At 60.0% G+C, this 22,304-nt stretch carries 24 protein-coding genes; 10 read left to right on the top strand and 14 right to left on the bottom strand.

Annotation, left to right across the window (positions count from 1 at the left end):
* Nucleotides 1-15 precede the first annotated feature (15 nt).
* Complete coding sequence (pstB, locus tag I6G83_RS00605; RefSeq protein WP_054306924.1) at nucleotides 16-828, top strand: phosphate ABC transporter ATP-binding protein PstB; 813 nt, start codon at nucleotides 16-18, stop codon at nucleotides 826-828.
* 2 nt (nucleotides 829-830) lie between these two features.
* On the opposite strand, the gene I6G83_RS00600 is transcribed toward pstB, so the two are convergent.
* The 4 genes from I6G83_RS00600 to purM all read right to left on the bottom strand — a co-directional run bounded on the left by I6G83_RS00600 (nucleotide 831) and on the right by purM (nucleotide 4,142).
* Complete coding sequence (locus tag I6G83_RS00600; protein WP_054306923.1) at nucleotides 831-1,403, bottom strand: bactofilin family protein; 573 nt, start codon at nucleotides 1,401-1,403, stop codon at nucleotides 831-833.
* A 395-nt stretch (nucleotides 1,404-1,798) separates the two neighbouring features.
* Nucleotides 1,799-2,353: a spermidine N1-acetyltransferase gene (speG, locus tag I6G83_RS00595; protein WP_015673348.1), complete on the bottom strand. Its 555-nt coding sequence runs from the start codon at nucleotides 2,351-2,353 to the stop codon at nucleotides 1,799-1,801.
* A 113-nt stretch (nucleotides 2,354-2,466) separates the two neighbouring features.
* A complete protein-coding gene (gene purN, locus I6G83_RS00590; protein WP_054306922.1) occupies nucleotides 2,467-3,105 on the bottom strand; it encodes a phosphoribosylglycinamide formyltransferase in 639 nt (212 codons plus the stop codon).
* Nucleotides 3,105-4,142: a phosphoribosylformylglycinamidine cyclo-ligase gene (gene purM, locus I6G83_RS00585; RefSeq protein WP_054306921.1), complete on the bottom strand. Its 1,038-nt coding sequence runs from the start codon at nucleotides 4,140-4,142 to the stop codon at nucleotides 3,105-3,107. The genes purN and purM overlap by 1 nt, the downstream gene beginning before the upstream one ends.
* Before the next feature lie 256 nt (nucleotides 4,143-4,398).
* On the opposite strand from purM, the gene upp reads away from it, so the two are divergent.
* Complete coding sequence (gene upp, locus I6G83_RS00580; protein ID WP_015673345.1) at nucleotides 4,399-5,025, top strand: uracil phosphoribosyltransferase; 627 nt, start codon at nucleotides 4,399-4,401, stop codon at nucleotides 5,023-5,025.
* A 127-nt stretch (nucleotides 5,026-5,152) separates the two neighbouring features.
* Nucleotides 5,153-6,439, top strand: a complete 1,287-nt coding sequence (gene uraA, locus I6G83_RS00575; protein ID WP_054306920.1) for a uracil permease — start codon at nucleotides 5,153-5,155, stop codon at nucleotides 6,437-6,439.
* Between the two features lie 65 nt (nucleotides 6,440-6,504).
* On the opposite strand, the gene I6G83_RS00570 is transcribed toward uraA, so the two are convergent.
* Nucleotides 6,505-7,545 (bottom strand): HAD family hydrolase, encoded by a 1,041-nt coding sequence (locus tag I6G83_RS00570; RefSeq protein WP_054306919.1) that lies wholly within the window; start codon nucleotides 7,543-7,545, stop codon nucleotides 6,505-6,507.
* Between the two features lie 395 nt (nucleotides 7,546-7,940).
* On the opposite strand from I6G83_RS00570, the gene hda reads away from it, so the two are divergent.
* Complete coding sequence (hda, locus tag I6G83_RS00565) at nucleotides 7,941-8,648, top strand: DnaA inactivator Hda (RefSeq protein ID WP_015673342.1); 708 nt, start codon at nucleotides 7,941-7,943, stop codon at nucleotides 8,646-8,648.
* A 27-nt stretch (nucleotides 8,649-8,675) separates the two neighbouring features.
* Here the strand turns inward: hda and arsC are convergent, their stop codons facing one another.
* Both arsC and bepA read right to left on the bottom strand, forming a co-directional pair.
* On the bottom strand, nucleotides 8,676-9,029 hold the full coding sequence (gene arsC, locus I6G83_RS00560) for an arsenate reductase (glutaredoxin) (RefSeq protein WP_054306918.1): 354 nt from the start codon (nucleotides 9,027-9,029) through the stop codon (nucleotides 8,676-8,678).
* Nucleotides 9,030-9,047: 18 nt separating this feature from the next.
* Nucleotides 9,048-10,517: a beta-barrel assembly-enhancing protease gene (bepA, locus tag I6G83_RS00555; RefSeq protein WP_054306917.1), complete on the bottom strand. Its 1,470-nt coding sequence runs from the start codon at nucleotides 10,515-10,517 to the stop codon at nucleotides 9,048-9,050.
* Nucleotides 10,518-10,836: 319 nt separating this feature from the next.
* Here bepA and I6G83_RS00550 point away from each other — a divergent pair, with 319 nt between their 5' ends.
* On the top strand, nucleotides 10,837-11,907 hold the full coding sequence (locus I6G83_RS00550; protein ID WP_054306916.1) for an AI-2E family transporter: 1,071 nt from the start codon (nucleotides 10,837-10,839) through the stop codon (nucleotides 11,905-11,907).
* 68 nt (nucleotides 11,908-11,975) lie between these two features.
* Here I6G83_RS00550 and bcp read toward each other — a convergent pair whose 3' ends face one another.
* Together bcp and I6G83_RS00540 are read right to left on the bottom strand one after the other, a co-directional pair.
* Entirely contained in the window at nucleotides 11,976-12,443 is a 468-nt protein-coding gene (gene bcp / locus I6G83_RS00545; protein ID WP_054306915.1) for a thioredoxin-dependent thiol peroxidase, read from the bottom strand.
* 2 nt (nucleotides 12,444-12,445) lie between these two features.
* Nucleotides 12,446-13,018 (bottom strand): glycine cleavage system transcriptional repressor, encoded by a 573-nt coding sequence (locus I6G83_RS00540; RefSeq protein WP_054306914.1) that lies wholly within the window; start codon nucleotides 13,016-13,018, stop codon nucleotides 12,446-12,448.
* A 193-nt stretch (nucleotides 13,019-13,211) separates the two neighbouring features.
* Here I6G83_RS00540 and dapA point away from each other — a divergent pair, with 193 nt between their 5' ends.
* The 5 genes from dapA (at nucleotide 13,212) to I6G83_RS00515 (ending at nucleotide 19,204) form a co-directional block, all read left to right on the top strand.
* The gene (gene dapA / locus I6G83_RS00535) at nucleotides 13,212-14,099 is read left to right on the top strand and encodes a 4-hydroxy-tetrahydrodipicolinate synthase (protein ID WP_054306913.1); all 888 of its coding nucleotides are present in this window, start codon (nucleotides 13,212-13,214) and stop codon (nucleotides 14,097-14,099) included.
* Between the two features lie 67 nt (nucleotides 14,100-14,166).
* Nucleotides 14,167-15,219, top strand: coding sequence for an outer membrane protein assembly factor BamC (bamC, locus tag I6G83_RS00530; protein WP_062779188.1), 1,053 nt, complete (start codon nucleotides 14,167-14,169; stop codon nucleotides 15,217-15,219).
* A 126-nt stretch (nucleotides 15,220-15,345) separates the two neighbouring features.
* The gene (purC, locus tag I6G83_RS00525; protein ID WP_015673334.1) at nucleotides 15,346-16,059 is read left to right on the top strand and encodes a phosphoribosylaminoimidazolesuccinocarboxamide synthase; all 714 of its coding nucleotides are present in this window, start codon (nucleotides 15,346-15,348) and stop codon (nucleotides 16,057-16,059) included.
* Between the two features lie 190 nt (nucleotides 16,060-16,249).
* Entirely contained in the window at nucleotides 16,250-17,116 is an 867-nt protein-coding gene (gene ypfJ / locus I6G83_RS00520; RefSeq protein ID WP_054307823.1) for a KPN_02809 family neutral zinc metallopeptidase, read from the top strand.
* Between the two features lie 72 nt (nucleotides 17,117-17,188).
* Nucleotides 17,189-19,204: a tRNA(Met) cytidine acetyltransferase TmcA gene (locus tag I6G83_RS00515; protein ID WP_062779185.1), complete on the top strand. Its 2,016-nt coding sequence runs from the start codon at nucleotides 17,189-17,191 to the stop codon at nucleotides 19,202-19,204.
* A 31-nt stretch (nucleotides 19,205-19,235) separates the two neighbouring features.
* Here I6G83_RS00515 and I6G83_RS00510 read toward each other — a convergent pair whose 3' ends face one another.
* The 5 genes from I6G83_RS00510 to I6G83_RS00490 all read right to left on the bottom strand — a co-directional run bounded on the left by I6G83_RS00510 (nucleotide 19,236) and on the right by I6G83_RS00490 (nucleotide 22,245).
* Nucleotides 19,236-19,424: a YpfN family protein gene (locus I6G83_RS00510; RefSeq protein WP_054307805.1), complete on the bottom strand. Its 189-nt coding sequence runs from the start codon at nucleotides 19,422-19,424 to the stop codon at nucleotides 19,236-19,238.
* A 2-nt stretch (nucleotides 19,425-19,426) separates the two neighbouring features.
* Nucleotides 19,427-20,101 (bottom strand): M15 family metallopeptidase, encoded by a 675-nt coding sequence (locus I6G83_RS00505; RefSeq protein ID WP_054307806.1) that lies wholly within the window; start codon nucleotides 20,099-20,101, stop codon nucleotides 19,427-19,429.
* On the bottom strand, nucleotides 20,098-21,225 hold the full coding sequence (gene dapE / locus I6G83_RS00500) for a succinyl-diaminopimelate desuccinylase (RefSeq protein WP_015673329.1): 1,128 nt from the start codon (nucleotides 21,223-21,225) through the stop codon (nucleotides 20,098-20,100). Before dapE ends, I6G83_RS00505 begins: the two co-directional genes overlap by 4 nt.
* On the bottom strand, nucleotides 21,222-21,587 hold the full coding sequence (locus I6G83_RS00495; protein ID WP_054307807.1) for an ArsC family reductase: 366 nt from the start codon (nucleotides 21,585-21,587) through the stop codon (nucleotides 21,222-21,224). The genes dapE and I6G83_RS00495 overlap by 4 nt, the downstream gene beginning before the upstream one ends.
* Before the next feature lie 226 nt (nucleotides 21,588-21,813).
* Nucleotides 21,814-22,245: a GNAT family N-acetyltransferase gene (locus I6G83_RS00490; protein WP_015673327.1), complete on the bottom strand. Its 432-nt coding sequence runs from the start codon at nucleotides 22,243-22,245 to the stop codon at nucleotides 21,814-21,816.
* Nucleotides 22,246-22,304: the final 59 nt, after the last annotated feature.

The raw sequence follows: 22,304 nt of genomic DNA, 5'->3' as shown, positions 1-22,304 counted from the left end.
TGTGGGGACCGCTTCATGGGATTAAAAACGCCGGGCAGCTTGCCCTGGCTGGATGTGCAGCAGCTTGGCGACCAGGATACGGCGCTGGCGGCTGACGGACTGCAGCTGTTTTACGGCGACAAACAGGTGCTGCATGATATTTCGCTGCGTATTCCGAAGCACCGGGTCACGGCGCTGATCGGCCCCTCCGGCTGCGGTAAGTCCACGCTGCTGCGCTGCTTTAACCGCATGAACGATTTGGCGGACAACTGCCGCATAGACGGCGAACTGCAGCTGAACGGCGAACGGATTTCCGGTGCGGAGATTGACGTGGCGGCGCTGCGGCGGCGGGTGGGGATGGTGTTCCAGCGCCCCAATCCGTTCCCGAAATCGATCTATGAAAACGTGGTGTACGGTCTGCGTCTGCAGGGGATCCGCGAACGGCGGGTGCTGGACGAGGCGGTGGAGCGTTCGCTGCGCGCGGCGGCGCTGTGGCATGAGGTGAAAGATCGGCTGCGGGAAAACGCCCTGCGGCTGTCCAGCGGCCAGCAGCAGCGGCTGGTGATTGCCCGCGCCATCGCCATCGAGCCGGAAGTGCTGCTGCTCGATGAGCCGACCTCGGCGCTGGATCCGATCTCCACCCTGACCATCGAAGAACTGATTTCGACGCTGAAGCAGCGCTACACGGTGGTGCTGGTGACGCACAATATGCAGCAGGCGGCGCGCGTTTCGGACTATACGGCGTTTATCCACCAGGGACGCCTGGTGGAATATAACGATACCGATGCTATTTTTACCTCGCCCCGCCAGCGGCGGACGGAGGATTACATCACGGGCCGCTACGGCTGAGGCTACTTGGCCTGCTGCGGCTCCGGCAGCGGCGGGGTCGCCTCGGCAGGGGCGTGGCGCGCGGTTTTCAGCGCCGTCACCTTGCCGGCGCCGGCGGCCGTTTGCGGCATCAGCTGAGACTGCCCGACAAACACGCCGCCTTTCTCAATGGAAAACTCGTCGGTAAAAATATCGCCGCGCATATGGCCCTTCGGCTGGATGGTCAGGCTGTCGGCGTGGCAGCTGCCTTCGACGGAGCCGTTGATCATAATATGCTGGGCGTGAATTTCGCCTTTCACCTGGCCGGTCGGTTCGATGCGCACCTGGTGGGAGCAGGTCAGGCTGCCTTCGATCACCCCTTCGACAATAATATTGCCCTGGCCTTCGATGGTGCCGGTCAACTGGGTGCCCTGTGAGACAAAGGTGTCCTTGATAGCTTTGACCGGTTTGGCGCTTTCCATCAGCTCCGGTAATGGTGGCGGAACGGGATCGGCCTTGGCCGGTTCTTTCATTTCAGAGTGCGAAGAGCTGGCGTCCTCCGGTTTTCTGCTGCGCTTCTCTGTGGGATTTTTCTTGGATTTGTTAAATATCTGCATGGGGTCCTTCCTGTATATGCTATATATCGCTTGAATAATAAGTAATGAACAGAAGACGGCAGCCGTCACCAATATCGGATTCATCCCGTTATTTAAGAGAATATCCCAAGATAACCAGATAATGATTAACAGCGCCCATAAAATCCAGACATACCAAAGTCTATTGTATTTTCGCATCTTTCCTGATTAAGATAATCCATGCTTAAGTAATGTTTATTAATAAGCGGCAACAGCGTACGGCAGACACGATGTTGTCATTATCATTGATGGCGGTCAATAATGAATCATACCCGACATCGGCGGATTATTCACGGATATTACGGGCTGTTATTGTCGTTGGTGATTTATTGCCGATATCCATTATATTAAATTAGAGTATCGGCAATAGTGAGATTTTATTTAACTAAATTTTCTGCTTTGGGCGCGGTTTTGAATTTTGCCAGGTATTGCGGCTGGAAAATGCACATGCGCAGCACGGTGCGGTACTCGCCGTTGACAAAGAACTCGTCAATCAGCTCCCCCTCCACCTCGAAGCCCAGTTTGCTGTAGATGTGGATCGCCTTGGGGTTTTCTTTATCGACGATCAGGTACAGCTTATACAGGTTCAGGACGGAGAAGCCGTAGTCCATCGCCAGCTTGGCGGCGGTGCTGGCATAGCCTTTGCCCTGGTGCGTCGGGTCGATAATAATCTGGAACTCCGCCCGGCGGTGAATATGATCGATCTCCACCAGCTCGACCAGGCCGACCTTCGCCCCTTCGTGCTCGATGATAAAGCGCCGCTCGCTCTGGTCATGGATATGTTTATCGTACAGGTCGGACAGTTCGACAAAGGCCTCATAAGGCTCTTCGAACCAGTAGCGCATTACGCTGGCGTTATTGTCCATTTGATGGACGAAGGTTAAATCATCCCGCTCCAGTGGGCGTAAGCGGACGCTGGCGGAACCAGACATGTGCATTCTCCTATGTGACTGACATACGCGAAAGTATAACGCCGCACCGGGTGGGAGAGGAAAAAAAACGGCGCCGCAGGGCGCCGTTGGAGGATGTGGGCGGGGAGACGCGCTCAGTCGGCGGCGTGTCCCTGCTCCGGCAGGCGTTCGCCGTCCAGCCAGGCGGCGTTGTCGCGCATCGCCAGACGGCCGTCGATAAACCAGCTGACCGCCAGCGGATAGATGGTGTGTTCCTGCGCCAGCACCCGCTCAACCACCTCATCTTCCTCGTCGCCGGGGAAGATAGGCACCTTGGCCTGCAGAATGACCGGCCCGCCGTCGAGCTGTTCGGTAACGAAGTGCACCGAGGTGCCATGTTCATCATCGCCGTTGTCGATCGCCTGGCGGTGGGTGTGCAGACCCGGATATTTCGGCAGCAGAGAAGGGTGGATATTCACCATCCGGCCGGCATAACGCTGGACGAACGGCGCGCTGAGAATGCGCATATAGCCGGCCAGCACCACCAGATCCGGCTGGTACTGGTCGATGGCGTCCGCCAGCGCGTCGTCAAACGCCTGACGGTCGGCAAAGGCTTTGGCATCCAGCGCGTGGGCGGCGATGCCCGCCGCCTCGGCGCGTTGCAGGCCATAGGCCTGCGCCTTGTTGCTGAATACCGCGACGATCTCGGCGGCGATCCGCCCCTGCTGGCAGGCGTCGATCAGCGCCTGGAGATTACTCCCCTGGCCGGAGATCAACACCACAATCTTTTTCATCACTGAATGACCACTTGCTGTTCGTCGGAAGATGCAGTGAGTTTACCGATTTTCCAGGCTTTTTCACCTGCCGCGTTCAGCAGGGCGATGGCGGCTTCCACTTCGCTTTCCGGCAGGGCGATCAGCATGCCGACGCCGCAGTTAAAGGTGCGGTACATTTCGTGGCGGCTGACGTTGCCCGCCTGCTGCAGCCAGTTGAACACCGCCGGCCACTGCCAGCTGGATTCATCAATCACCGCCTGGATGCCTTCCGGCAGCACGCGCGGGATGTTTTCCCAGAAGCCGCCGCCGGTCAGGTGGGCGATGGCGTGCACCTCGCGGTTGGCGATCAGTTCCAGCACCGACTTAACGTAGATTTTGGTCGGCGCCAGCAGGTGATCGGCCAGCGGTTTGCCGTCCAGTTGGGTGGTGGTCGGATCGGTATTGCTGACTTCCAGGATTTTACGCACCAGCGAGTAGCCGTTGGAGTGCGGGCCGGAAGCGCCCAGCGCGATCAGCGCGTCGCCGGCCTGAACCTTGCTGCCGTCGAGGATTTCAGACTTCTCGACCACGCCGACGCAGAAGCCGGCCACGTCGTAGTCGTCGCCGTGGTACATGCCCGGCATTTCAGCGGTTTCGCCGCCTACCAGCGCGCAGCCGGACTGCTTGCAGCCCTCGGCGATGCCGGTGATAACGCTGGCGGCGGTGTCGACGTCCAGCTTGCCGGTGGCGTAGTAGTCCAGGAAGAACAGCGGTTCTGCGCCTTGCACCACCAGGTCGTTGACGCACATGGCCACCAGGTCGATGCCGATGGTGTCGTGACGCTGCAGATCCATGGCCAGACGCAGTTTGGTGCCCACGCCGTCAGTGCCGGAAACCAGCACCGGTTCGCGGTATTTCTGCGGTAACGCGCACAGCGCGCCGAAACCGCCCAACCCTCCCATCACTTCCGGGCGACGGGTCTGTTTTACTACACCTTTAATACGGTCTACCAATGCATTGCCAGCATCGATATCGACACCTGCGTCTTTATAGCTGAGAGAGGTTTTGTCGGTCACTGCGCGATCCCCACGACGGTTTGCGGATTGAAAAACGGGGTTTCCGGCCTTTATCTCCGGAACCCGGCGCGGCAATTCTAACAGTGCAGGCAAACGTTTGCGAGCGGCTTGTGAGGCCGATCTACATTTTCATCCCTATACTGATAATCATACTTTTGTTGATCCCGATCGGGCTATTGTAGGTGGCGCAGGGGGGAAAAGGCGGTATAATCCCGCGATTTTTTTGGCCGTCAACCACCTTAATAGGAGAAAAATGATGAAGATCGTTGAGGTGAAACACCCGCTGGTAAAACACAAGCTTGGCCTGATGCGCGATCACGAAATCAGCACCAAACGCTTTCGTGAGCTGGCTTCAGAAGTGGGTAGTCTGTTGACCTATGAAGCGACCGCCGATCTGGCTACCGAGACGGTGACGATTGAAGGCTGGTGCGGGCCGGTTGAAGTTGAACAGATTAAAGGGAAAAAGATTACCGTCGTGCCAATTCTGCGCGCCGGCCTCGGCATGATGGAAGGGGTGCTGGAGCACGTGCCTAGCGCGCGTATCAGCGTGGTCGGCGTTTATCGCGACGAAGAAACCCTGGAGCCGGTGCCGTATTTCCAGAAGCTGGTGTCCAATATTGAAGAGCGCATGGCGCTGGTGGTTGACCCGATGCTGGCGACCGGCGGTTCGATGATCGCCACGATCGACCTGCTGAAGAAAGCCGGCTGCAGCAGCATCAAGGTGCTGGTCCTGGTGGCGGCGCCGGAAGGGATCAAGGCGTTGGAAAAAGCGCACCCTGACGTTGAGCTGTATACCGCGTCCATCGATCAGTGCCTGAATGAGCACGGTTACATCGTACCGGGTCTGGGCGACGCCGGTGACAAGATATTTGGTACCAAGTAACTGATTAGCCGACTTAGCGAGTCGGCTTTTTTATGCGCCCAGTCCTGCACGCGACGCCGTTGCCGTGCGGGCCATTGCGCATAGAACGCTGGGCTTGCATCACGTATAACGACCAAGAGGAACCCCCATGACCCGTCGCGCCATTGGCGTCAGCGAGCGACCGCCGCTGCTGCAGACCATTCCGCTCAGCCTCCAGCATCTGTTCGCCATGTTTGGCGCCACCGTGCTGGTGCCTATTTTATTTAACATCAACCCGGCGACGGTGCTGCTGTTTAACGGCGTCGGCACGCTGCTGTACCTGTTTATCTGTAAAGGCAAGATCCCGGCCTATCTGGGCTCCAGCTTTGCCTTTATTTCGCCGGTGCTGCTGCTGTTGCCGCTGGGCTATGAGCTGGCGCTCGGCGGCTTTATCGTCTGCGGCCTGCTGTTTTGTCTGGTGGCGCTGATCGTCAAGAAAGCCGGCACCGGCTGGCTGGACGTGATGTTCCCGCCGGCGGCGATGGGGGCGATCGTGGCGGTGATCGGCCTGGAGCTGGCGGGCGTGGCGGCCAATATGGCGGGGCTGCTGCCGGCTGACGGCGCGGCGGTGGACGGCACCACCATCACCATTGCGCTGGTGACGCTGGGCGTCACCATCCTCGGCTCGGTGCTGTTCCGCGGTTTTCTGGCGATTATCCCGATTCTGATCGGCGTGCTGGTCGGCTATGCGCTGTCGTTCTTTATGGGCGTGGTCGATCTGACGCCGATTCGCGAAGCGCACTGGTTCGCGCTGCCCACCTTCTATACGCCGCGTTTTGAGTGGTTCGCCATTTTCACCATTCTGCCGGCGGCGCTGGTGGTGATTGCCGAACACGTGGGGCATCTGGTGGTCACCGCCAATATCGTTAAAAAGGATCTGATCCGCGAGCCGGGCCTGCACCGTTCGATGTTCGCCAACGGTATTTCCACGGTGATTTCCGGCTTCTTCGGCTCGACGCCGAACACCACCTACGGCGAGAACATCGGCGTGATGGCGATTACCAAGGTCTACAGCACCTGGGTGATCGGCGGCGCGGCGATTCTGGCGATCCTGCTCTCCTGCGTCGGTAAGCTGGCGGCGGCGATTCAGGCGGTGCCGGTGCCGGTGATGGGCGGCGTCTCGCTGCTGCTGTACGGGGTGATCGGCGCATCGGGCATCCGCGTGCTGATTGATTCAAAGGTGGATTACAACAAGGCGCAGAACCTGATCCTCACCGCGGTGATCCTGATTATCGGCGTCAGCGGCGCCAAGGTGCATATCGGTGCGGCGGAGCTGAAGGGCATGGCGCTGGCGACCATCGTCGGCATCGGTCTGAGCCTGCTGTTTAAGCTGATCAGCCTGTTCCGTAAGGAAGAAGAGGTGATCGACGCCGAAGAGGGGCTGGAGCAGAAATAGCGCGCCATCCGGCGTTGAAGTGATAAAAGGGCGACGCGTCGCCCTTTTGTTTTGATGGCCGTTGTTTATTGCAGCTCTTGCTGGGTAACGACAATCCAGTTTTTATCGGCGGTCGCCGGTTGGCCCAGCGCCTGCTGCTGCTTGACCGCCTGCTGCTGCAACAGCTGCAGTTTTTGCTGGGTTTCAGCTTTACGGCCAATCCATAACTTTTTACCGTGCTGCGGATCGGTGCTGTTCAGCAGCATATAGGTATCGGAATACAGCGTATCGCCGCCGACCAGAATCGGTTTTCTCCACTGGTCGATATAGCCCAGAATGCTGCCGGCTTTGCCTTCAAACCAGGTCATCGGGTTGACGATATACGGGGTAATGGTCAGCTGCTGGTTATTTTCCGGCACGTAGTCGCCCGCTTTGATCTGCTTGCGTGCGGTGGTGAGTTCGCCGGTTTGCGTATTGCGCAGCAGCGTATTGACGCCGATGACGTTTTGCGGTTTGACGTTATAGCCATATTTGGGATTGCTGGCGACCATGCGCACCAGTTCTTCGTGCGCCGCGCTCATGATATACACCTCAATGCCGTTTTCCTGCAGCCTGGCAAACAGTTGCTGCATGCCTTTCATCACGCGCGGCGGTTCAACGTTGCCGTTATGCAGTTTATTGTCCTTGATATATTTAACCGGTATTTTTTCTTTCAAAGCCATCAGTTCATCAACCTGCTGGCTGAGTTCCTGCAGCGTAAAGCCGGCGAATATCTGCGCCGCCCAAGGGTAGCAGATTAAATCATCGACTTCACACAGGCGGTGATAGTAGCTGTATAAGCTTTCCTTTTCGCCCAGGCTGTCATTGAACGGGATCAATACCAAGGAGGCCGGAATATTTTCCCGCTTCAGCAGACCCTTATTTTCCAGGTACGGAATAAGCGACTCTTCCAGATCGTTTTTATAGGTGGTGTTGTCCATATCAAATACGGCGAAGTCGCCTTTATTCGCCCGCTCGGCAATCAGCGTATTTAATTCCTGTGCCTGCTCTTGCGGCCAGGAGGTTAATTCCGTGGCATTTGCCATCAGGCAGGACAGCCCGGTGAATAATACTGCGGTGATTCCCATTGTTTTTCTAATGCCAAACATTAAGTTATCCTCTGTTGTTATTTTCCCCACGCTGATTATAAATAATCAGCCGTTAAAAAAATGGGGAGAGGTCGCATTTTGGCCAATATAAAACGTTGACCATCAATATAATATTGCCTGTTAAATACTATAGGTGCGAAGTTTGGTTTTCAATTTATAGGATGTGAATTTACCGTTGCGGGTAATTGGAGGCGAGCGACGTGGCGGACGCTATTTTCGGCAGCGGGGGGACGGTTGTAAACGGCGGACGTGAGAGAGGCGGCGGTTAAAAAAACGGCGTGAGCCGGCGCCGATGGCGTTGTTATCAACGTCAGTTCAACTGTACGCGTTTTCTATGTTAAACTGATGCCGTTTTCCTGCCAGTTTTGGTTGAGGTGCTTCTGAATACGCCGGCACAGCTTTCACTGCCACTTTATCTTCCCGATGATGAAACGTTCGCCAGTTTTTATCCGGGGGAGAATCCGTCCCTGTTAGCTGCGATCCAGTCTGCCGTTAGTCAGGAACACGGTAGCTATATCTATTTCTGGTCGCGCGAGGGCGGCGGACGCAGCCATCTGCTGCATGCGGCCTGCGCCGAGATGTCGCAGCGCGGAGAGGCGGCAGGCTATGTGCCGCTCGACAAGCGCGCCTATTTCGTGCCGGAAGTGCTGGACGGCATGGAGCAGCTGGCGCTGGTCTGTATCGACAACATCGAATGCATCGCCGGCGATGAAGAGTGGGAAATGGCCATCTTCAACCTCTATAACCGCATTCTGGAAACCGGCCGCACCCGGCTGTTTATCACCGGCGACCGTCCGCCGCGCCAGCTGAACCTGCAGCTGCCGGATCTGGCGTCGCGTCTGGACTGGGGACAGATCTATAAACTGCAGCCGCTGTCGGACGATGAGAAACTGCAGGCGCTGCAGCTGCGCGCCAAACTGCGCGGCTTCGAGCTGCCGGAGGACGTGGGCCGTTTCCTGCTTAAGCGGCTGGATCGCGAGATGCGCACGCTGTTTATGACGTTGGATCAGCTCGATCGCGCGTCGATCACCGCCCAGCGCAAGCTGACCATTCCGTTCGTCAAAGAGATCCTCGGTTTATAACGGGGCCGCGTGCCGGCCCCGCATCCCTTACAGAATATCCAGTACCTGCTCCGGCGGGCGGCCGATGCGCGCCTGCTGGTCTTTTACCACGATCGGGCGTTCAATCAGTTTCGGGTTTGCCGCCAGCGCCTGCAGCAGCTGCTGCTCGCTCAGGCCGTCGTCCGCCAGATTCAGCGTTTTGTAGAGCTCTTCTTTTTTGCGCATCAGATCGCGGGCGGAGCTGAAGCCCAGCTGTTGCAGCAGCGTGGCCAGCTGTTCGACCGAGGGCGGGGTGTCCAGGTACAGCACCACCTCGGGCTGGACGCCGTGCTGCTCCAGCAGGGCCAGCGTTTCACGGCTTTTGGAGCAGCGCGGGTTGTGGTAAATGGTGACGTTTTTCATCTGTTTCTTCCTTAAAAATCAGCTGCGCTGGTATTGACGGAACCGCTGCTGCAGCTGACGGAGTTGATCGATACGCGCATCATAGCGCGCCTGCTTCAGGCTGCCGAGTTTTTGCAGGGCGCTGGCGTTGCTCAGCAGGCCGATGGCCTGATCGAGCCGTCCCCCCAGCGCCAGGCTTTCGGCGCGGGCGGACAGCTCTTCATCGCGCAGCCCCTGCGCCGCGCTGGCCTGCGCCAGCAAGTCCCAGCCGTTGGGATCGTCGGGATGGGCGAAGGTATAGCGGTTGAGTATTTTCGACGCCTGCGCCGGCTGGCCGCCTTCGACATAGGCATTGGCCAGATTCAGCTGCAGCACCGGATTGTTGCTCTGCGCCGCGTTGGCGGCCTGCAGGCGGGAAATCGCCTGGGCGGCGCGTTTTTGTCCCAGATCGATATCGGTCATCAGATCCAGGAACCAGACGTTATCGCGGTCTTTATCCAGCAGCGGCTGGATCAGCCGGCGCGCGGCGTCGTACTTTTTCGCCTCGTAGAACAGGATGGCGCGCCCGTATTTGGCGGCGGTTTGCTGACGCACGTTGCCTTTTTCGTAGGCGCCGAGCACGTCTTCCGTCAGGCCGTAGCCCGCAGAGCTGTACATGCCGAGCGCGCGCACTTTCGCCATATAGTAGTCCTGGGTGGACTGGGTAATGCGGCGCGCCATTTGGTTGGCGCGGTTGCGGGCGTCGGAGAGGCGGCTGTCCGGCAGCGGGTGCGTCAGCAGCATTTCCGGCGGCTTGGAGGCATAGCGCGACTGATCGGCCAGCTTCTGCAGGAAGTCCGGCATCGCTTCCGGATCGAAACCGGCGCGCTGCAGCACCTGAATGCCGATGCGATCGGCCTCCTGCTCGTTGGATTGGGTAAAGCTGATCATTCCTTGCTGGGTGCCGGCCATGGTGCCGCTCAGCGCCGCCATGCCCATGGTCGGGTTGGCCATCGCCAGCAGGATGGAACCGAGCGCGCCGACCCAGGTCAGCGGGGCGTTGCGCTGCTGGTTCTCCATCGCGCGCGCCAGGTGGCGCTGCGTGACGTGCGAGATTTCGTGCGCCAGCACCGATGCAAGCTGACTTTCATTGTCGGTTTCACGGAACAGCGCCGTGTGCAGCACCACGTTGCCGCCGAAGAAGGCGAAGGCGTTGATTTCGTCGTTGCGCACCAGGAAGAAATGGAACGGCGTACGCACGGAGTAGGCGTTAGCCACCAGCCGGTTGCCCAGCTGGTTGATGTAGGTGCTTAACAGCGGGTCATTGACCAGCGGCGCGCTGGCGCGCAGCTGACGGACATAAAAATCGCCCATCGCCATTTCCTGACCGATGCTCAGGGTGCCGCCGGCGGTGGTGCCCATATCCGGCAGCTGATCCTGACTGGCCGCCATGGCGGGGGGCAGGGCGCTCGCGTTGAGCGTGCCGAGCAGCAGAACGGCGATCGCTTGTTTGGTCAACCGGGTGGTCATAGTCAGGGGTATCCCTCGTCATATCGTAGTAACTAGGACGTTTATCGGGCGCAAGAGTTCGGCCTCTTGCGCACAGAGTTCTTCTTCCGTGCCGAACTCTCCAGTACAATCAGCGCGCAGGTGAGTCAGCTCACAAAAATAGCGGCAGAGCGCGCGGCGCTGACCCATCTCATCATAGACAGCCGCCGGCCGCAATGAAACCTTTGCCCGAGGAAATCCGGGCTAAGATTGTGTTACAACAAGCATTCTGTTTTCCCGCTGCGCTGCCACGGAACGGCAGCCAACGATCCTCTGTTATGGAACCAAGGAGCAATCTCTGATGTTGGAGATGTTATTACAATGGTATCGGCGCCGTTTCACCGACCCGCAGGCGATAGCCCTGCTGGCGATCCTGGTGGCCGGATTCTGTATCCTCTATTTTCTGCATGGCATTCTGACACCGCTGCTGGTCGCGATTGTGCTGGCCTATCTGCTGGAGTGGCCGACCGCGCGTCTGCAGCGCATCGGCTGTTCCCGCAGCTGGGCGGCGAGCCTGATGCTGCTGGTGTTTGCCGGTATCGCCATGCTGCTGGTGTTCGTGGTGGCGCCGACCGCCTGGCAGCAGGGCATGAACCTGATGACCGATCTGCCGGGCATGGTGAATCAGTTCTATAACTTTGCGGCGACGCTGCCGAAGCGCTATCCGGCGCTGGTGGACGCCGGCATCATCGATATGATGGCGGAGAACCTGCGCAGCCGGCTGTCCGGCGTCGGCGAATCGGTGGTCAAGTTCTCGCTGGCGTCGCTGGTGGGGCTGCTGACGCTGGCGATTTATCTGATTCTGGTGCCGATGATGATGTTCTTCCTGCTCAAGGATAAAGAGCAGCTGCTGAACGGCGTGCGGCGCATCCTGCCGCGCGACCGCGGGCTGGCCGGCCAGGTGTGGGCGGAGATGAACCAGCAGATCACCAACTATATCCGCGGCAAGGTGCTGGAGATGGTGATCGTCGGCGTGGCGACCTATCTGGTGTTCCTGGTGCTGGGCATGCGTTATTCGCTGCTGCTGGCGGTGCTGGTCGGCTTCTCGGTGCTGATCCCCTATATCGGCGCGGTGCTGGTCACCATTCCGGTGGTGGTGGTGGCGATGTTCCAGTGGGGCGTCGGCGCGGATTTCTGGACGCTGATTATCGCCTATCTGGTGGTGCAGGGGCTGGACGGCAACCTGCTGGTGCCGATTCTGTTCTCGGAGGCGGTCAACCTGCACCCGCTGCTGATTATTTTGTCGGTGATTATTTTCGGCGGGCTGTGGGGGTTCTGGGGGGTATTCTTCGCCATCCCGCTGGCGACCCTGGTGAAAGCGGTGATCCACGCCTGGCCGGATGAGATGCTGGTTGAGCGCGACGGCGAATAAGCCTGCGCCCCGCCGTAAAAGCAAAGGCCCCGGAAACGGGGCCTTTGGCGTTATCAGCGCAGCGCTCTTCAGTGCGCCTGAAGATACTCCAGCACGATATCGTGGTGGTTAGTGGTCTTGAAGCTGTCAAACACCTTCTCCACCTTGCCGTCCGTACCGATCAGGAAGCTGATGCGGTGGATACCGTCATAGGTTTTCCCCATAAAGGTTTTTTCACCCCACACGCCGAATTGCTCGGCAACCTGATGGTTCTCATCAGACAGCAGGGTAAAGTTCAGCAGCTCTTTTTCGGCAAAGCGGGACAGCTTTTCCGGCTTGTCGGTGCTGATGCCCAGCACTTCAACGCCGGCCTGCTTCAGCTGATCCATATTGTCGCGCAGACCGCAGGCCTGCACGGTGCAACCGGGCGTCATGGCCTTCGGATAGAAATAAACCAACACCTTCTGTCCCTGGAAGTCGGCCAAACTAATTTCCTCACCGTCCTGGTCAGGCAAACTAAATTTCGGCGCTGTATCACCGGCTTTCAATGGGCTCATCACTACTCTCCATCTCTCTCATCATGCTGTGGATAGTTCACGACGTTAATACTGCCTTGTGCATTCAATTCTGTACATAGGCGATGGAAGGCTTGCTCAATATTTAACGCATCCGCCTTGCCGGGGCTGTGCGCGGTAATCTGAATATACAGCTGCGGCGGCCGATCGCCCTCGGCCGGCTGGGTGCGCGACACCAGCTCGGCGATATTCATCTGGCTGGAGTCGAACAGATCGGTAAAGCGTTCGATGATATGCGGCGAATCCTTCACTTCCACCTGCACCCAAACCGTGGCCGGCATTGGCGGGCGTTCGTGCGCATTGGTGCGTTTCATCACAATCAGCAGCTCAAGTTCGGCCCCTTTCTGCGGCAGGGTCGACTCGATCAGCGTAATGGCGTTCCAACTGCCGGACAGCAGCATAATAAAGGTGAATTCCTCGCCCAACATGGCCAGACGGCTATCTTCGATATTGCACCCGCAGCTACTGACGTGGCGGGTGATGGTGTTGACGATACCGGTGCGGTCGGCGCCGAGAGCGGTAATCACCAGATAGTGTTCAGCGGGCTGTGGCGACATGGGGCTTCCTGTTGTGCTCAATGGAATACGCGGGGGATGGCCTCCGCCGGCGAAGACAACGCCGCGTATTTTGGGTATACCATGGTAAACACAAAAAAAACCGCCTGCCAAGCGCTTACAACGCCGTTGTTTGCTTGCTTTTGGTCAGGCAGCAAAAGTACCATGGGTGACTTGTTTGTGGAGGGGACGGCCAATGTTTACGGGAAGTATAGTTGCACTGGTTACGCCGATGGACGACGCGGGCGCCGTCGATCGTGCGAGCCTAAAAAAACTGATTGATTACCATGTTGCCGCCGGGACGTCGGCGATTGTTTCCGTCGGGACGACTGGCGAGTCGGCAACGCTTGCCCATGATGAGCATGTGGACGTGGTCCTGCAGACGCTGGAGCTGGCCGATGGCCGCATTCCGGTGATCGCCGGCACCGGCGCCAATGCCACCGCCGAGGCGATTGCCCTGACTCAGCGCTTCAACGGCACCGGCGTCGCGGGCTGCCTGACGGTGACGCCGTATTACAACAAACCAACGCAGGAAGGGCTGTTCCAGCACTTCAAGGCGATTGCCGCAAGCACCGATCTGCCGCAAATTCTGTATAACGTACCGTCTCGCACCGGCTGCGATATGCTGCCGGCGACCGTGGCGCGGCTGGCCAAAATTAAAAATATTGTCGCAATTAAAGAGGCGACGGGGAACTTAAGCCGCGTTAGTCAGATCCAACTGCTGGTTGATGATGAAGATTTCATTCTGCTGAGCGGCGACGACGCCAGCGGACTGGACTTTATGCAACTGGGCGGTAAAGGGGTAATATCCGTGACGGCCAACATCGCCGCGCGTGAGATGGCGCAGCTTTGCCAACTGGCCGCGCAGGGCGATTTCGCCGCCGCGCGCCGTTTGAACCAGCGCCTGATGCCGCTGCATCAGGACCTGTTTGTCGAAGCGAACCCGATTCCGGTGAAGTGGGCCTGCAAGGCGCTTGGCCTGATTGCCAACGACACCATGCGTCTGCCGATGACGCCGCTGGCCGACGCCGCCCGCCCGATTGTTGAGCGTGCGCTGAAAAGCGCCGGTTTGCTTGAACCCTGAACGCGTGATGCCGCGGTAACGACGCCGCGGCGAGGGTGCGCAGGATGAAACTCTTAAAGGAAATTTGATGGCTTATTCATTGCAAAAGTCGACGGTGGCAAAAGTTGTCGGCATCTCCCTGGTGATGATGCTGGCGGCCTGTTCCAGCGATCAGCGTTATAAACGTCAGGTTAGCGGCGACGAGGCCTATCTCGACGCGGCGCCGCTCAAAGCGCTGAGCGCACCGGCCGGCATGATTCTGCCGATTCAAAATGGCAACTACGACGTGCCGCAGACCGCTGCCAAAGGCCAGGTCGGCAAGCAGCTGGACATTCGTCCGCCGGTGCAGCCGCTGGCCCTGCTGAGCGGTTCTCGCGCGCAGTACGCCGGCGACAGCGGCACGCTGCTGCTGGAAAACAGCCCGCAGAACCAGAACCTGTGGTCGCGCGTCGTCAGCCAGCTGCAGGCGAAGAACATCAGCATCGCTTCCCGTCAGGACGCCGGTCAGACGCTGACCACCGACTGGGTGAAGTGGAACCGCCTGGATGAAGACAACCAGTACGAAGGCCGCTATCAGATTAGCGTCCAGCAGCAGGGTTACCAGCAGGCGCTGGTGGTGAAAACCGTCGGTCTGCAGCAGCAGGGTAAAACCGAACAGGTGACCGACCCGTCTGAAGTACAGCGCTACAACGGCATGATGATGAACACCCTGGTGGAAGGGCTGGATAAACAGGAGAGCCTGACCAACGCCCAGACCGCCAACCGCGCCGGCGCGCTTGACGTGCAGAGCGGTGCTGACGATACCGGCCTGCCGGTGCTGATCGTGCGTGCGCCGTACACCGTGGTGTGGGACCGTCTGCCGCCGGCGCTGGAAAAAGTCGGCATGAGCGTGGGCGACCGCAGCCGTCCGCAGGGCACCGTGGCCGTGACCTACAAATCCCTGAGCAGCAGCGACTGGGATGCGCTGGGCGTGAAGGATCCGGAACTGACCGAAGGCGATTACAAGCTGCAGGTCGGGGATCTGAACAACCGCACCAGCCTGCAGTTTATTGCCAACAAAGGGAAACCGCTGACCCAGTCGCAGAACGACGCGCTGGTTGCGGTATTCCAGTCTGCGTTTAGTCAAACCAGCGCAAAATAATCAAAAAGGGGCCGCGGCCCCTTTTTGTTTTGCATAGACGGTATCGTTTGCGTCGGAGTTTTGGCACAATAGAAGCCCGTGCGTTGAGGCATTTTTTTAGAACTATTCTTTATTGGAGTAAGTAAGATGCAAAAGCTAGCTGAGTTGTATCGCGGCAAGGCAAAAACGGTCTACACCACTGAAAATCCGGATCTGCTGGTGCTGGAATTCCGTAACGATACGTCAGCACTGGATGGTCAGCGCATTGAGCAATTCGATCGCAAAGGGATGGTGAACAACAAGTTCAACCACTTTATCATGAGCAAGCTGGAAGAAGCCGGTATCCCGACGCAGATGGAACGTCTGCTGTCCGATAACGAAGTGCTGGTGAAAAAGCTGGATATGGTGCCGGTCGAATGCGTTATCCGCAACCGCGCCGCCGGTTCGCTGGTGAAGCGCCTGGGCATTGAAGAAGGCCTGGAGCTGAACCCGCCGCTGTTCGACCTGTTCCTGAAAAATGATGCGATGCACGACCCGATGGTCAACGAATCCTACTGCGAAACCTTCGGCTGGGTCGGCAAGGAACATCTGGCGCGTATGCGCGAGCTGAGCTACCGCGCCAACGAGGTGCTGAGCAAGCTGTTTGACGATGCTGGCCTGATCCTGGTGGACTTCAAGCTGGAGTTCGGCCTGTTCAACGGCGAAGTGGTGCTGGGCGACGAGTTCTCGCCGGACGGCAGCCGCCTGTGGGACAAAAATACCCTCGACAAGATGGACAAGGACCGCTTCCGCCAGAGCCTGGGCGGCCTGATCGAAGCCTACGAAGAAGTTGCGCGCCGCATCGGCGTAACGCTGGATTAATTACCTGCGCTAACGGGACGCGGCAAGCGCGTCCCGTCATTTCAGCCCCATTTCCGGAAAAATTCTGCATTTCCCTCCGCCGCAAACCTTTATACTGTAGTCACTGACAGGACAGACGATGCCACGTTCGCTATTGCGGGCAGCCGTCTGATTACCTACGATTATTAAAAAATTCATCTGGAGTTTACTTATGCGTTGGCAAGGGCGTCGGGAAAGTGACAATGTTGAGGATCGTCGCGGGCAATCTTCAGGTCTGGGCGGCGGCGGCGGTTTCCGCCCGCCGATCCGCGGCAAGGGCGGCATTGTGCTGCTGGTGGTGGTGCTGGTCGCCGGGTATTACGGCATTGATCTGTCGCCGCTGCTGACCGGCGGCGATGTAACGCCGCAAACCCAGCAGCAGAGCGCCAGCATCAGCCCGAAAGATGATGAGCTGGCGAAGTTCACCTCGGTGGTGCTGGCCTCTACCGAAGATAACTGGAAAGAAGTGTTCCAGCGGATGAACAAAACCTACCAGCCGCCGAAGCTGGTGATGTACCGCGGCGTCACCGCTACCCGCTGCGGCACCGGCCAGTCGGCGATGGGGCCGTTTTACTGCCCGGGCGACAGAACGGTGTATATCGACCTGTCGTTCTACCAGGATATGAAAGATAAGCTGGGCGCCGGCGGCGACTTCGCCCAGGCGTATGTGGTCGCGCACGAAGTGGGTCACCACGTGCAGAATCTGCTGGGCATCGAGCCGAAGGTGCGCCAGATGCAGCAGGGCGCCAGCCAGAAAGAGGTTAACCGCCTGTCGGTGAAAATGGAGCTGCAGGCTGACTGCTTCGCCGGCGTGTGGGGCAAGTACGCCGAGAAACAGCAGATGCTGGAAGAGGGCGACCTGCAGGCGGCGCTGAATGCGGCGCAGGCGATCGGCGATGACCGTCTGCAGCAGCAGGGCCAGGGGCGCGTGGTGCCGGACAGCTTCACCCACGGCACCTCCGAACAGCGTTACACCTGGTTTAAACAGGGCTTTGACAGCGGCGACCCGAACACCTGCAACACCTTCGCCAGCCGCTGAACACGCGCTTTTTATGTTGACCGAGATGCCGGCGCGCTTGCGCCGGCATTTTTATATCCGGGCTGAATAGTTATGTTACCGACAATGCAACAGCGCATGCAGCGACAGGGCATCCGCCGGCTGCTGGTGTTAAGCGGCGACGCCGCCTGGTGCCGTCAGCAGGCGCAACGGCTGATGGCCGCCATGCCCGGCGACTGGCCGTGGTGCGGCGGCGAAGCGCCGCACGGCGCGCAGGCGCTGAACAGCGGCGAGGTGCGCGGCCTGTTGGGGCAGGAGCGGCTGCATGCGGTGTTTGACGCCGGCGACGGGCTGGACGTGGAGGCGTTGGCGCAGCTGGCCGGCGTGCTGCGCGCCGGCAGCTGGCTGCTGCTGCTGACGCCGCCCTGGCAGACGTGGCCGCAGCGCCGGGATGCCGACAGCCAGCGCTGGAGCGACAGCCCGCAGCCGATCGCCACGCCGCATTTTATCGCGCATCTGCAGCAGCGGCTGACGGCGGATGCCGAAGTCAGCATTTGGCAACAGGGTCAGCCGCTGCAGCTGGCGCCGCTGCCGGCGCGGCCGGACTGGCAGGCGCCGGACGGTTCCCCCACCGGGGAGCAGCAGGCGCTGCTGACGCAGCTGCTGGCGGGCGAGCGCGGCATTTGGGTGCTGACCGCGCCGCGCGGCCGCGGCAAATCAACGCTGGCGGGGATGCTGGTGCAGCGTTCGGCGCTGAACTGCTGGATCACCGGCCCCAGCCGCGCGGCGACCGAGGTTGCTGGCCGCTGGGCGGAAGACAAGGCGCAGTTCTGGGCGCCGGATGCGCTGCTGGCGCACTGTCGGCAGTCAGACAGCGCGCTGGCCGACTGGCTGCTGGTTGACGAGGCGGCGGCGATCCCCGCGCCGCTGCTGCAGCAGCTGATCGCCTATTTCCCGCGGGTATTGCTGACCACTACGGTGCAGGGCTATGAAGGCACCGGCCGCGGCTTTCTGCTGAAATTTTGCGCCTCGCTGCCGCAGTGGCAGGGGCTGAGCCTGCAACAGCCGATGCGCTGGGCAGCGGGCGACGCGCTGGAGCGGATTATCGATGATGCGCTGCTGTTTAATGAACTGCCGCCATGGCAGGCGGCCGGCCAGACGATTGACTACCGTCCGCTGACGCAGCAGCAGCTGTGCGGCGATGACGCGCTGCTGCAGCGCTTTTACGCCTTGCTGACCAGCGCGCACTACCGTACGTCGCCGCTTGACCTGCGGCGGCTGATGGATGCACCGGATATGCAGTTTGCCGCCGCCGTGCAGGCGGACGGCGAGGTGGCGGGGGCGCTGTGGCTGACGGAAGAGGGCGGCTTACCCGCGGAGCTGGCTCACGAGGTATGGGCCGGCCGCCGCCGGCCGCGCGGCAATCTGGTGGCGCAGTCGCTGGCGGCGCACGGCGGACAGTGGTGGGCGCCGACCCTGCGTTCCCGCCGCGTAACCCGCGTGGCGGTGCTGCCGGCGCTGCGTCGGCAGGGCATCGCCCGCCGGCTGATTGAGCAGCAGCGGCAGCAGGCGCAGGGGCTGGATTACCTGTCCGTCAGCTTTGGCTACACTGAGCCGCTGTGGCGTTTCTGGCAGAGCTGCGGCTTTGAGCTGGTGCGCATCGGCAGCCGGCCGGAAGCCAGCAGCGGCTGCTACAGCGTGATGGCGCTGCTACCGCTCAGCGAGCAGGGCGAGCTGCTGTGTCAGGCGGCGCGCAAGCACCTGGCGCGTGACTGGCGCTGGCTGCAGCAGCGCATCGCGCTGACGCTGGAGCTCCCCGGCGACGACGGCGATCCGCAGCTCAATGAAGACGACTGGCGCGAGCTGGCGGGGTTTGCCTTTGCCCACCGGCCGCTGGAGGCCAGCTTAGGCGCGCTGCAGCGTCTGTTGCTGCACAGCGCGTTGCCGCTGCCGGCGCTGCGTGCGCACTTACAGCAGCTATTGCCTGTGATGCAGTGCGTGGCGCAGTGCCGCGTCAGCGGCCAGAAGGCGTTGCTGCGCCTGTGGCGGCAGGAGACCGGGCAGGCGCTGTCACAGCTGGATGAACAGCATTGCCGCCGCTGGCGTGAATGGAGCGCCGCCCGGCCATAAATAAACAGGGCGCCGTTTGGGCGCCCTGCGGTTATTTCTTTTTCTTCGGCCAGTCGTCTTCGTCGTCCCACTGTGCGTTGTTATCACGGTGCGGCGGCAGTTCGGGTTTATCGGCCAGGTACTTTTTGACGTCAACGCGGCGCAGTTCCTTAATGCCGCTGACCACCATTCCCACCAGTACCAGGAGGATCACCCACCAGTAATCTGCTAACCAATGCATATTTACACCTTTCCTTCTGCGCGTATAAAACGCGAAAATATTGCCGGCAGATGCTGCGTCAGCCATTCGCTGCCGGCCACGTCCTTATCCTGCCAGGCCGCCAGCAGCAGCGCCGGCGTCAACAGGTGTTCCGCCTGCTGCGCCAGCGGACGGTAGCTCAGGTGCCAGGGTTCAACAGCCACGCCGTCGCCGTCTTCGGTAAACGGGCGATAAAAGCCGAACTCGGCCATATGCGCCGTCAGCCACTGGTTCAGCGGCGCGAAGTAGCCGCCTTCCTCATATTCCCACGGCTCCAGCTGCAGCTTCTGATCCGCCGGCAGCAGCGTAGGATCGTAAATATCCAGATCGCTGCCCCAGTGATGGCGGCTGGCGCCCGGCAGCGCCGACCAGCGCAGAATGGCGGTGCAGCGCTCCTCCGCCGACAGCGGCCCGACGTCTATCGGACAGCTGTCATGATCTAAGACTGGTCGCTCGCCGCGAAATTTGCCATTCCAGATCGCCAGCTGCCGGTCGAAATCGCGGAAGGTGCTGGCGGGCTGCAGGTCAAACCCCGCCTGCGCGGCGGCCTGCTGCATGGCGAGAAAGGCCTGCGCCGCCTGCGGTTGCAGGCGGTGGTTGCCGACCAGCGGCGTCAGATGCTCGGTTGAGCGTCCGGTTAGCATTTCCGGGGTGATCATGCGATCAGTTGCTCCATAATGCGCTGATACATCCGGCTGAGCTGCTGCAGATCGGCGGCGTTCACGCATTCGTTGATTTTGTGGATGGTGGCGTTGACCGGCCCCAGTTCCACCACCTGCGCGCCCATCTGGGCGATAAAGCGCCCGTCGGAGGTGCCGCCGGTGGTCAGCAGCTGCGGCGTCAGCTCGGCATAATATTCAACGGCGTTGACCACCGCATCCACCAGCGCGCCGCGCGGGGTGAGGAACGGCTGGCCGGAAAGACGCCATTCAATACTGTAGTTTAGCTGATGACGCTCCAATAGCTCTTCGACCCGCTGTTTGATGAGGGCGTCGGTCAGCTCGGTGCTGAAACGGAAATTAAACTGTACAAACAGTTCTCCGGGGATGACGTTGTTGCTGCCGGTGCCGGCCTGGATATTGGCGATCTGCATGCTGGTCGGCGGGAAGTAGTCGTTGCCGCGGTCCCATTCGATGCTCACCAGCTCATTCAGCGCCGGCATGGCGCGGTGCACCGGGTTGTCCGCCAGATGCGGATAGGCGACGTGGCCCTGTACGCCGTGAATATGCAGGTTGGCGGTAATCGAGCCGCGACGGCCGTTCTTCACCACATCGCCGACGCGGTCGGTGCTGGACGGCTCGCCGACCAGACAGTAGTCCAGACGTTCGTTGCGCGCCATCAGCGCTTCAACCACTTTTACCGTGCCGTGGGTGGCGCTGGCTTCTTCGTCAGAGGTGATGAGAAACGCCAGCCGTCCCCGATGGTCAGGGTTAGCGGCGACGAAGCGCTCGGCCGCGACCACCATCGCCGCCAGCGAACCTTTCATATCGGCCGCGCCGCGGCCGTACAGCATGCCGCCGCGGATGGTCGGCTCAAACGGCGGGTTGTCCCAGCGGCTTTCATCACCGCTCGGCACCACGTCGGTATGGCCGGCAAACGCCAGCGTTTCGCCTTCGCCGCGCCAGGCCCAGAAATTTTGCGTATCTTCGAAATCCATCTGCTCGACGGTAAAGCCGATAGCCGTCAGGCGCTCAATCAGCATCGCCTGGCAGCCTTCGTCATGCGGGCTGAGGGAAGGGCGGCGGATTAACTGTTGCGCCAGATCGATTACGGGGCAAATCATGCGGTTACCTCGGCAATAAATTGTTGGTACTGCTCGGCCTTAAAGCCCAGCAGCGCGTGGCCGTTGCCGTCGTCCAGCAGCGGACGTTTGATGATGGCCGGCTGCGCCAGCATCAGGGCGATGGCCGCATCGGCATTGTCGCAGGCGTTGCGCTGCGCTTCGTCCAGCTTGCGCCAGGTGGTGCCGCGGGTGTTCAGCAGCGGCTGCCAGCCCAGCAGCTCGACAAAACCGCGCAGCTGCTGTTCGCTCAGCCCGTCCGCGCGATAGTCGTGAAATTGGTACGCCACGCCCTGTTCTTCCAGCCAGCGGCGCGCTTTTTTAATGGTGTCGCAGTTTTTGATGCCGTACATGGTCAACGTCATGGTGTTGTGCCCTTTTTTTGCCACGAAACACCGGGAATAACCGGTGAAAAAACCGCCGTCGGCGGTAAAGCGAGAATTAGCGTTCAGCATGCCGAAAAAAGGCGGTGAGTTCCACCGTACAATGCTCTGAAAGGCGCAGAATACGTGAAAAAAACGCCGTGGACGCCGGCCGGTAAAATTTTGCTAATCCCGCCGGCAAGGTGATTAAAAAGATGAATAATCAGACTCAGCGCACGTAGCCATTATCCTGCAGCCGGCTGAGCGCCGCGCCTTCGGCAAACACCATGCCGGTGGTCAGATCGTGGAAGCCGTACTTTTTATAGAAGGCCAGCTTGTCGGGTACGGCGTAGATAAATATTTTGCCGAGCGGCGCCAGGTCGTCCATGATGCGGTCCATCAGCTGCCGGCCGTAGCCGCGGCCCTGAAAATCCGGATGAATCGCCACGTCGGCCAGATAGGCCACTGAAATGCGGTCGCTGATGGCGTGGGCGGTGGCAATCAGCTCGCCGTCCAGGTAGCCCCAGTAGCAAAACGCATTGTTGTGGTAGATCTGCTCGGTCAGCTGCGGGTCGCGTTTGCCCAGCCCGGCGGCTTCCAGCAGGGCCGCCAGACGCGTCCAGTCAACGCGATAGCGCAGTTGGTCGGTGACGATTTCCATGGATGCTCCTTAATGTGCGGTAACGGTGTTGCTGTTGTTCAGTATGCACACGGGAAAAC

It is taken from the genome of Serratia rubidaea, assembly GCF_016026735.1.
In the GTDB taxonomy this organism is placed as follows: Bacteria; Pseudomonadota; Gammaproteobacteria; order Enterobacterales; family Enterobacteriaceae; genus Serratia_B; species Serratia_B rubidaea.
Note: the sequence above shows the minus strand (reverse complement) of the source record. Positions and strands in the feature narration are given on the sequence as shown.

Bases quoted from the DNA above. Each gene is read 5' to 3' on its own strand.
- pstB (WP_054306924.1), top strand. From the start codon at position 16: ATGGGATTAAAAACGCCGGGCAGCTTGCCCTGGCTGGATGTGCAGCAG.
- I6G83_RS00600 (WP_054306923.1), bottom strand. From the start codon at position 1,403: ATGCAGATATTTAACAAATCCAAGAAAAATCCCACAGAGAAGCGCAGC.
- speG (WP_015673348.1), bottom strand. From the start codon at position 2,353: ATGTCTGGTTCCGCCAGCGTCCGCTTACGCCCACTGGAGCGGGATGAT.
- purN (WP_054306922.1), bottom strand. From the start codon at position 3,105: ATGAAAAAGATTGTGGTGTTGATCTCCGGCCAGGGGAGTAATCTCCAG.
- upp (WP_015673345.1), top strand. From the start codon at position 4,399: ATGAAGATCGTTGAGGTGAAACACCCGCTGGTAAAACACAAGCTTGGC.
- uraA (WP_054306920.1), top strand. From the start codon at position 5,153: ATGACCCGTCGCGCCATTGGCGTCAGCGAGCGACCGCCGCTGCTGCAG.
- I6G83_RS00570 (WP_054306919.1), bottom strand. From the start codon at position 7,545: ATGGGAATCACCGCAGTATTATTCACCGGGCTGTCCTGCCTGATGGCA.
- arsC (WP_054306918.1), bottom strand. From the start codon at position 9,029: ATGAAAAACGTCACCATTTACCACAACCCGCGCTGCTCCAAAAGCCGT.
- bepA (WP_054306917.1), bottom strand. From the start codon at position 10,517: ATGACCACCCGGTTGACCAAACAAGCGATCGCCGTTCTGCTGCTCGGC.
- I6G83_RS00550 (WP_054306916.1), top strand. From the start codon at position 10,837: ATGTTGGAGATGTTATTACAATGGTATCGGCGCCGTTTCACCGACCCG.
- bcp (WP_054306915.1), bottom strand. From the start codon at position 12,443: ATGAGCCCATTGAAAGCCGGTGATACAGCGCCGAAATTTAGTTTGCCT.
- I6G83_RS00540 (WP_054306914.1), bottom strand. From the start codon at position 13,018: ATGTCGCCACAGCCCGCTGAACACTATCTGGTGATTACCGCTCTCGGC.
- dapA (WP_054306913.1), top strand. From the start codon at position 13,212: ATGTTTACGGGAAGTATAGTTGCACTGGTTACGCCGATGGACGACGCG.
- bamC (WP_062779188.1), top strand. From the start codon at position 14,167: ATGGCTTATTCATTGCAAAAGTCGACGGTGGCAAAAGTTGTCGGCATC.
- purC (WP_015673334.1), top strand. From the start codon at position 15,346: ATGCAAAAGCTAGCTGAGTTGTATCGCGGCAAGGCAAAAACGGTCTAC.
- ypfJ (WP_054307823.1), top strand. From the start codon at position 16,250: ATGCGTTGGCAAGGGCGTCGGGAAAGTGACAATGTTGAGGATCGTCGC.
- I6G83_RS00515 (WP_062779185.1), top strand. From the start codon at position 17,189: ATGTTACCGACAATGCAACAGCGCATGCAGCGACAGGGCATCCGCCGG.
- I6G83_RS00510 (WP_054307805.1), bottom strand. From the start codon at position 19,424: ATGCATTGGTTAGCAGATTACTGGTGGGTGATCCTCCTGGTACTGGTG.
- I6G83_RS00505 (WP_054307806.1), bottom strand. From the start codon at position 20,101: ATGATCACCCCGGAAATGCTAACCGGACGCTCAACCGAGCATCTGACG.
- dapE (WP_015673329.1), bottom strand. From the start codon at position 21,225: ATGATTTGCCCCGTAATCGATCTGGCGCAACAGTTAATCCGCCGCCCT.
- I6G83_RS00495 (WP_054307807.1), bottom strand. From the start codon at position 21,587: ATGACGTTGACCATGTACGGCATCAAAAACTGCGACACCATTAAAAAA.
- I6G83_RS00490 (WP_015673327.1), bottom strand. From the start codon at position 22,245: ATGGAAATCGTCACCGACCAACTGCGCTATCGCGTTGACTGGACGCGT.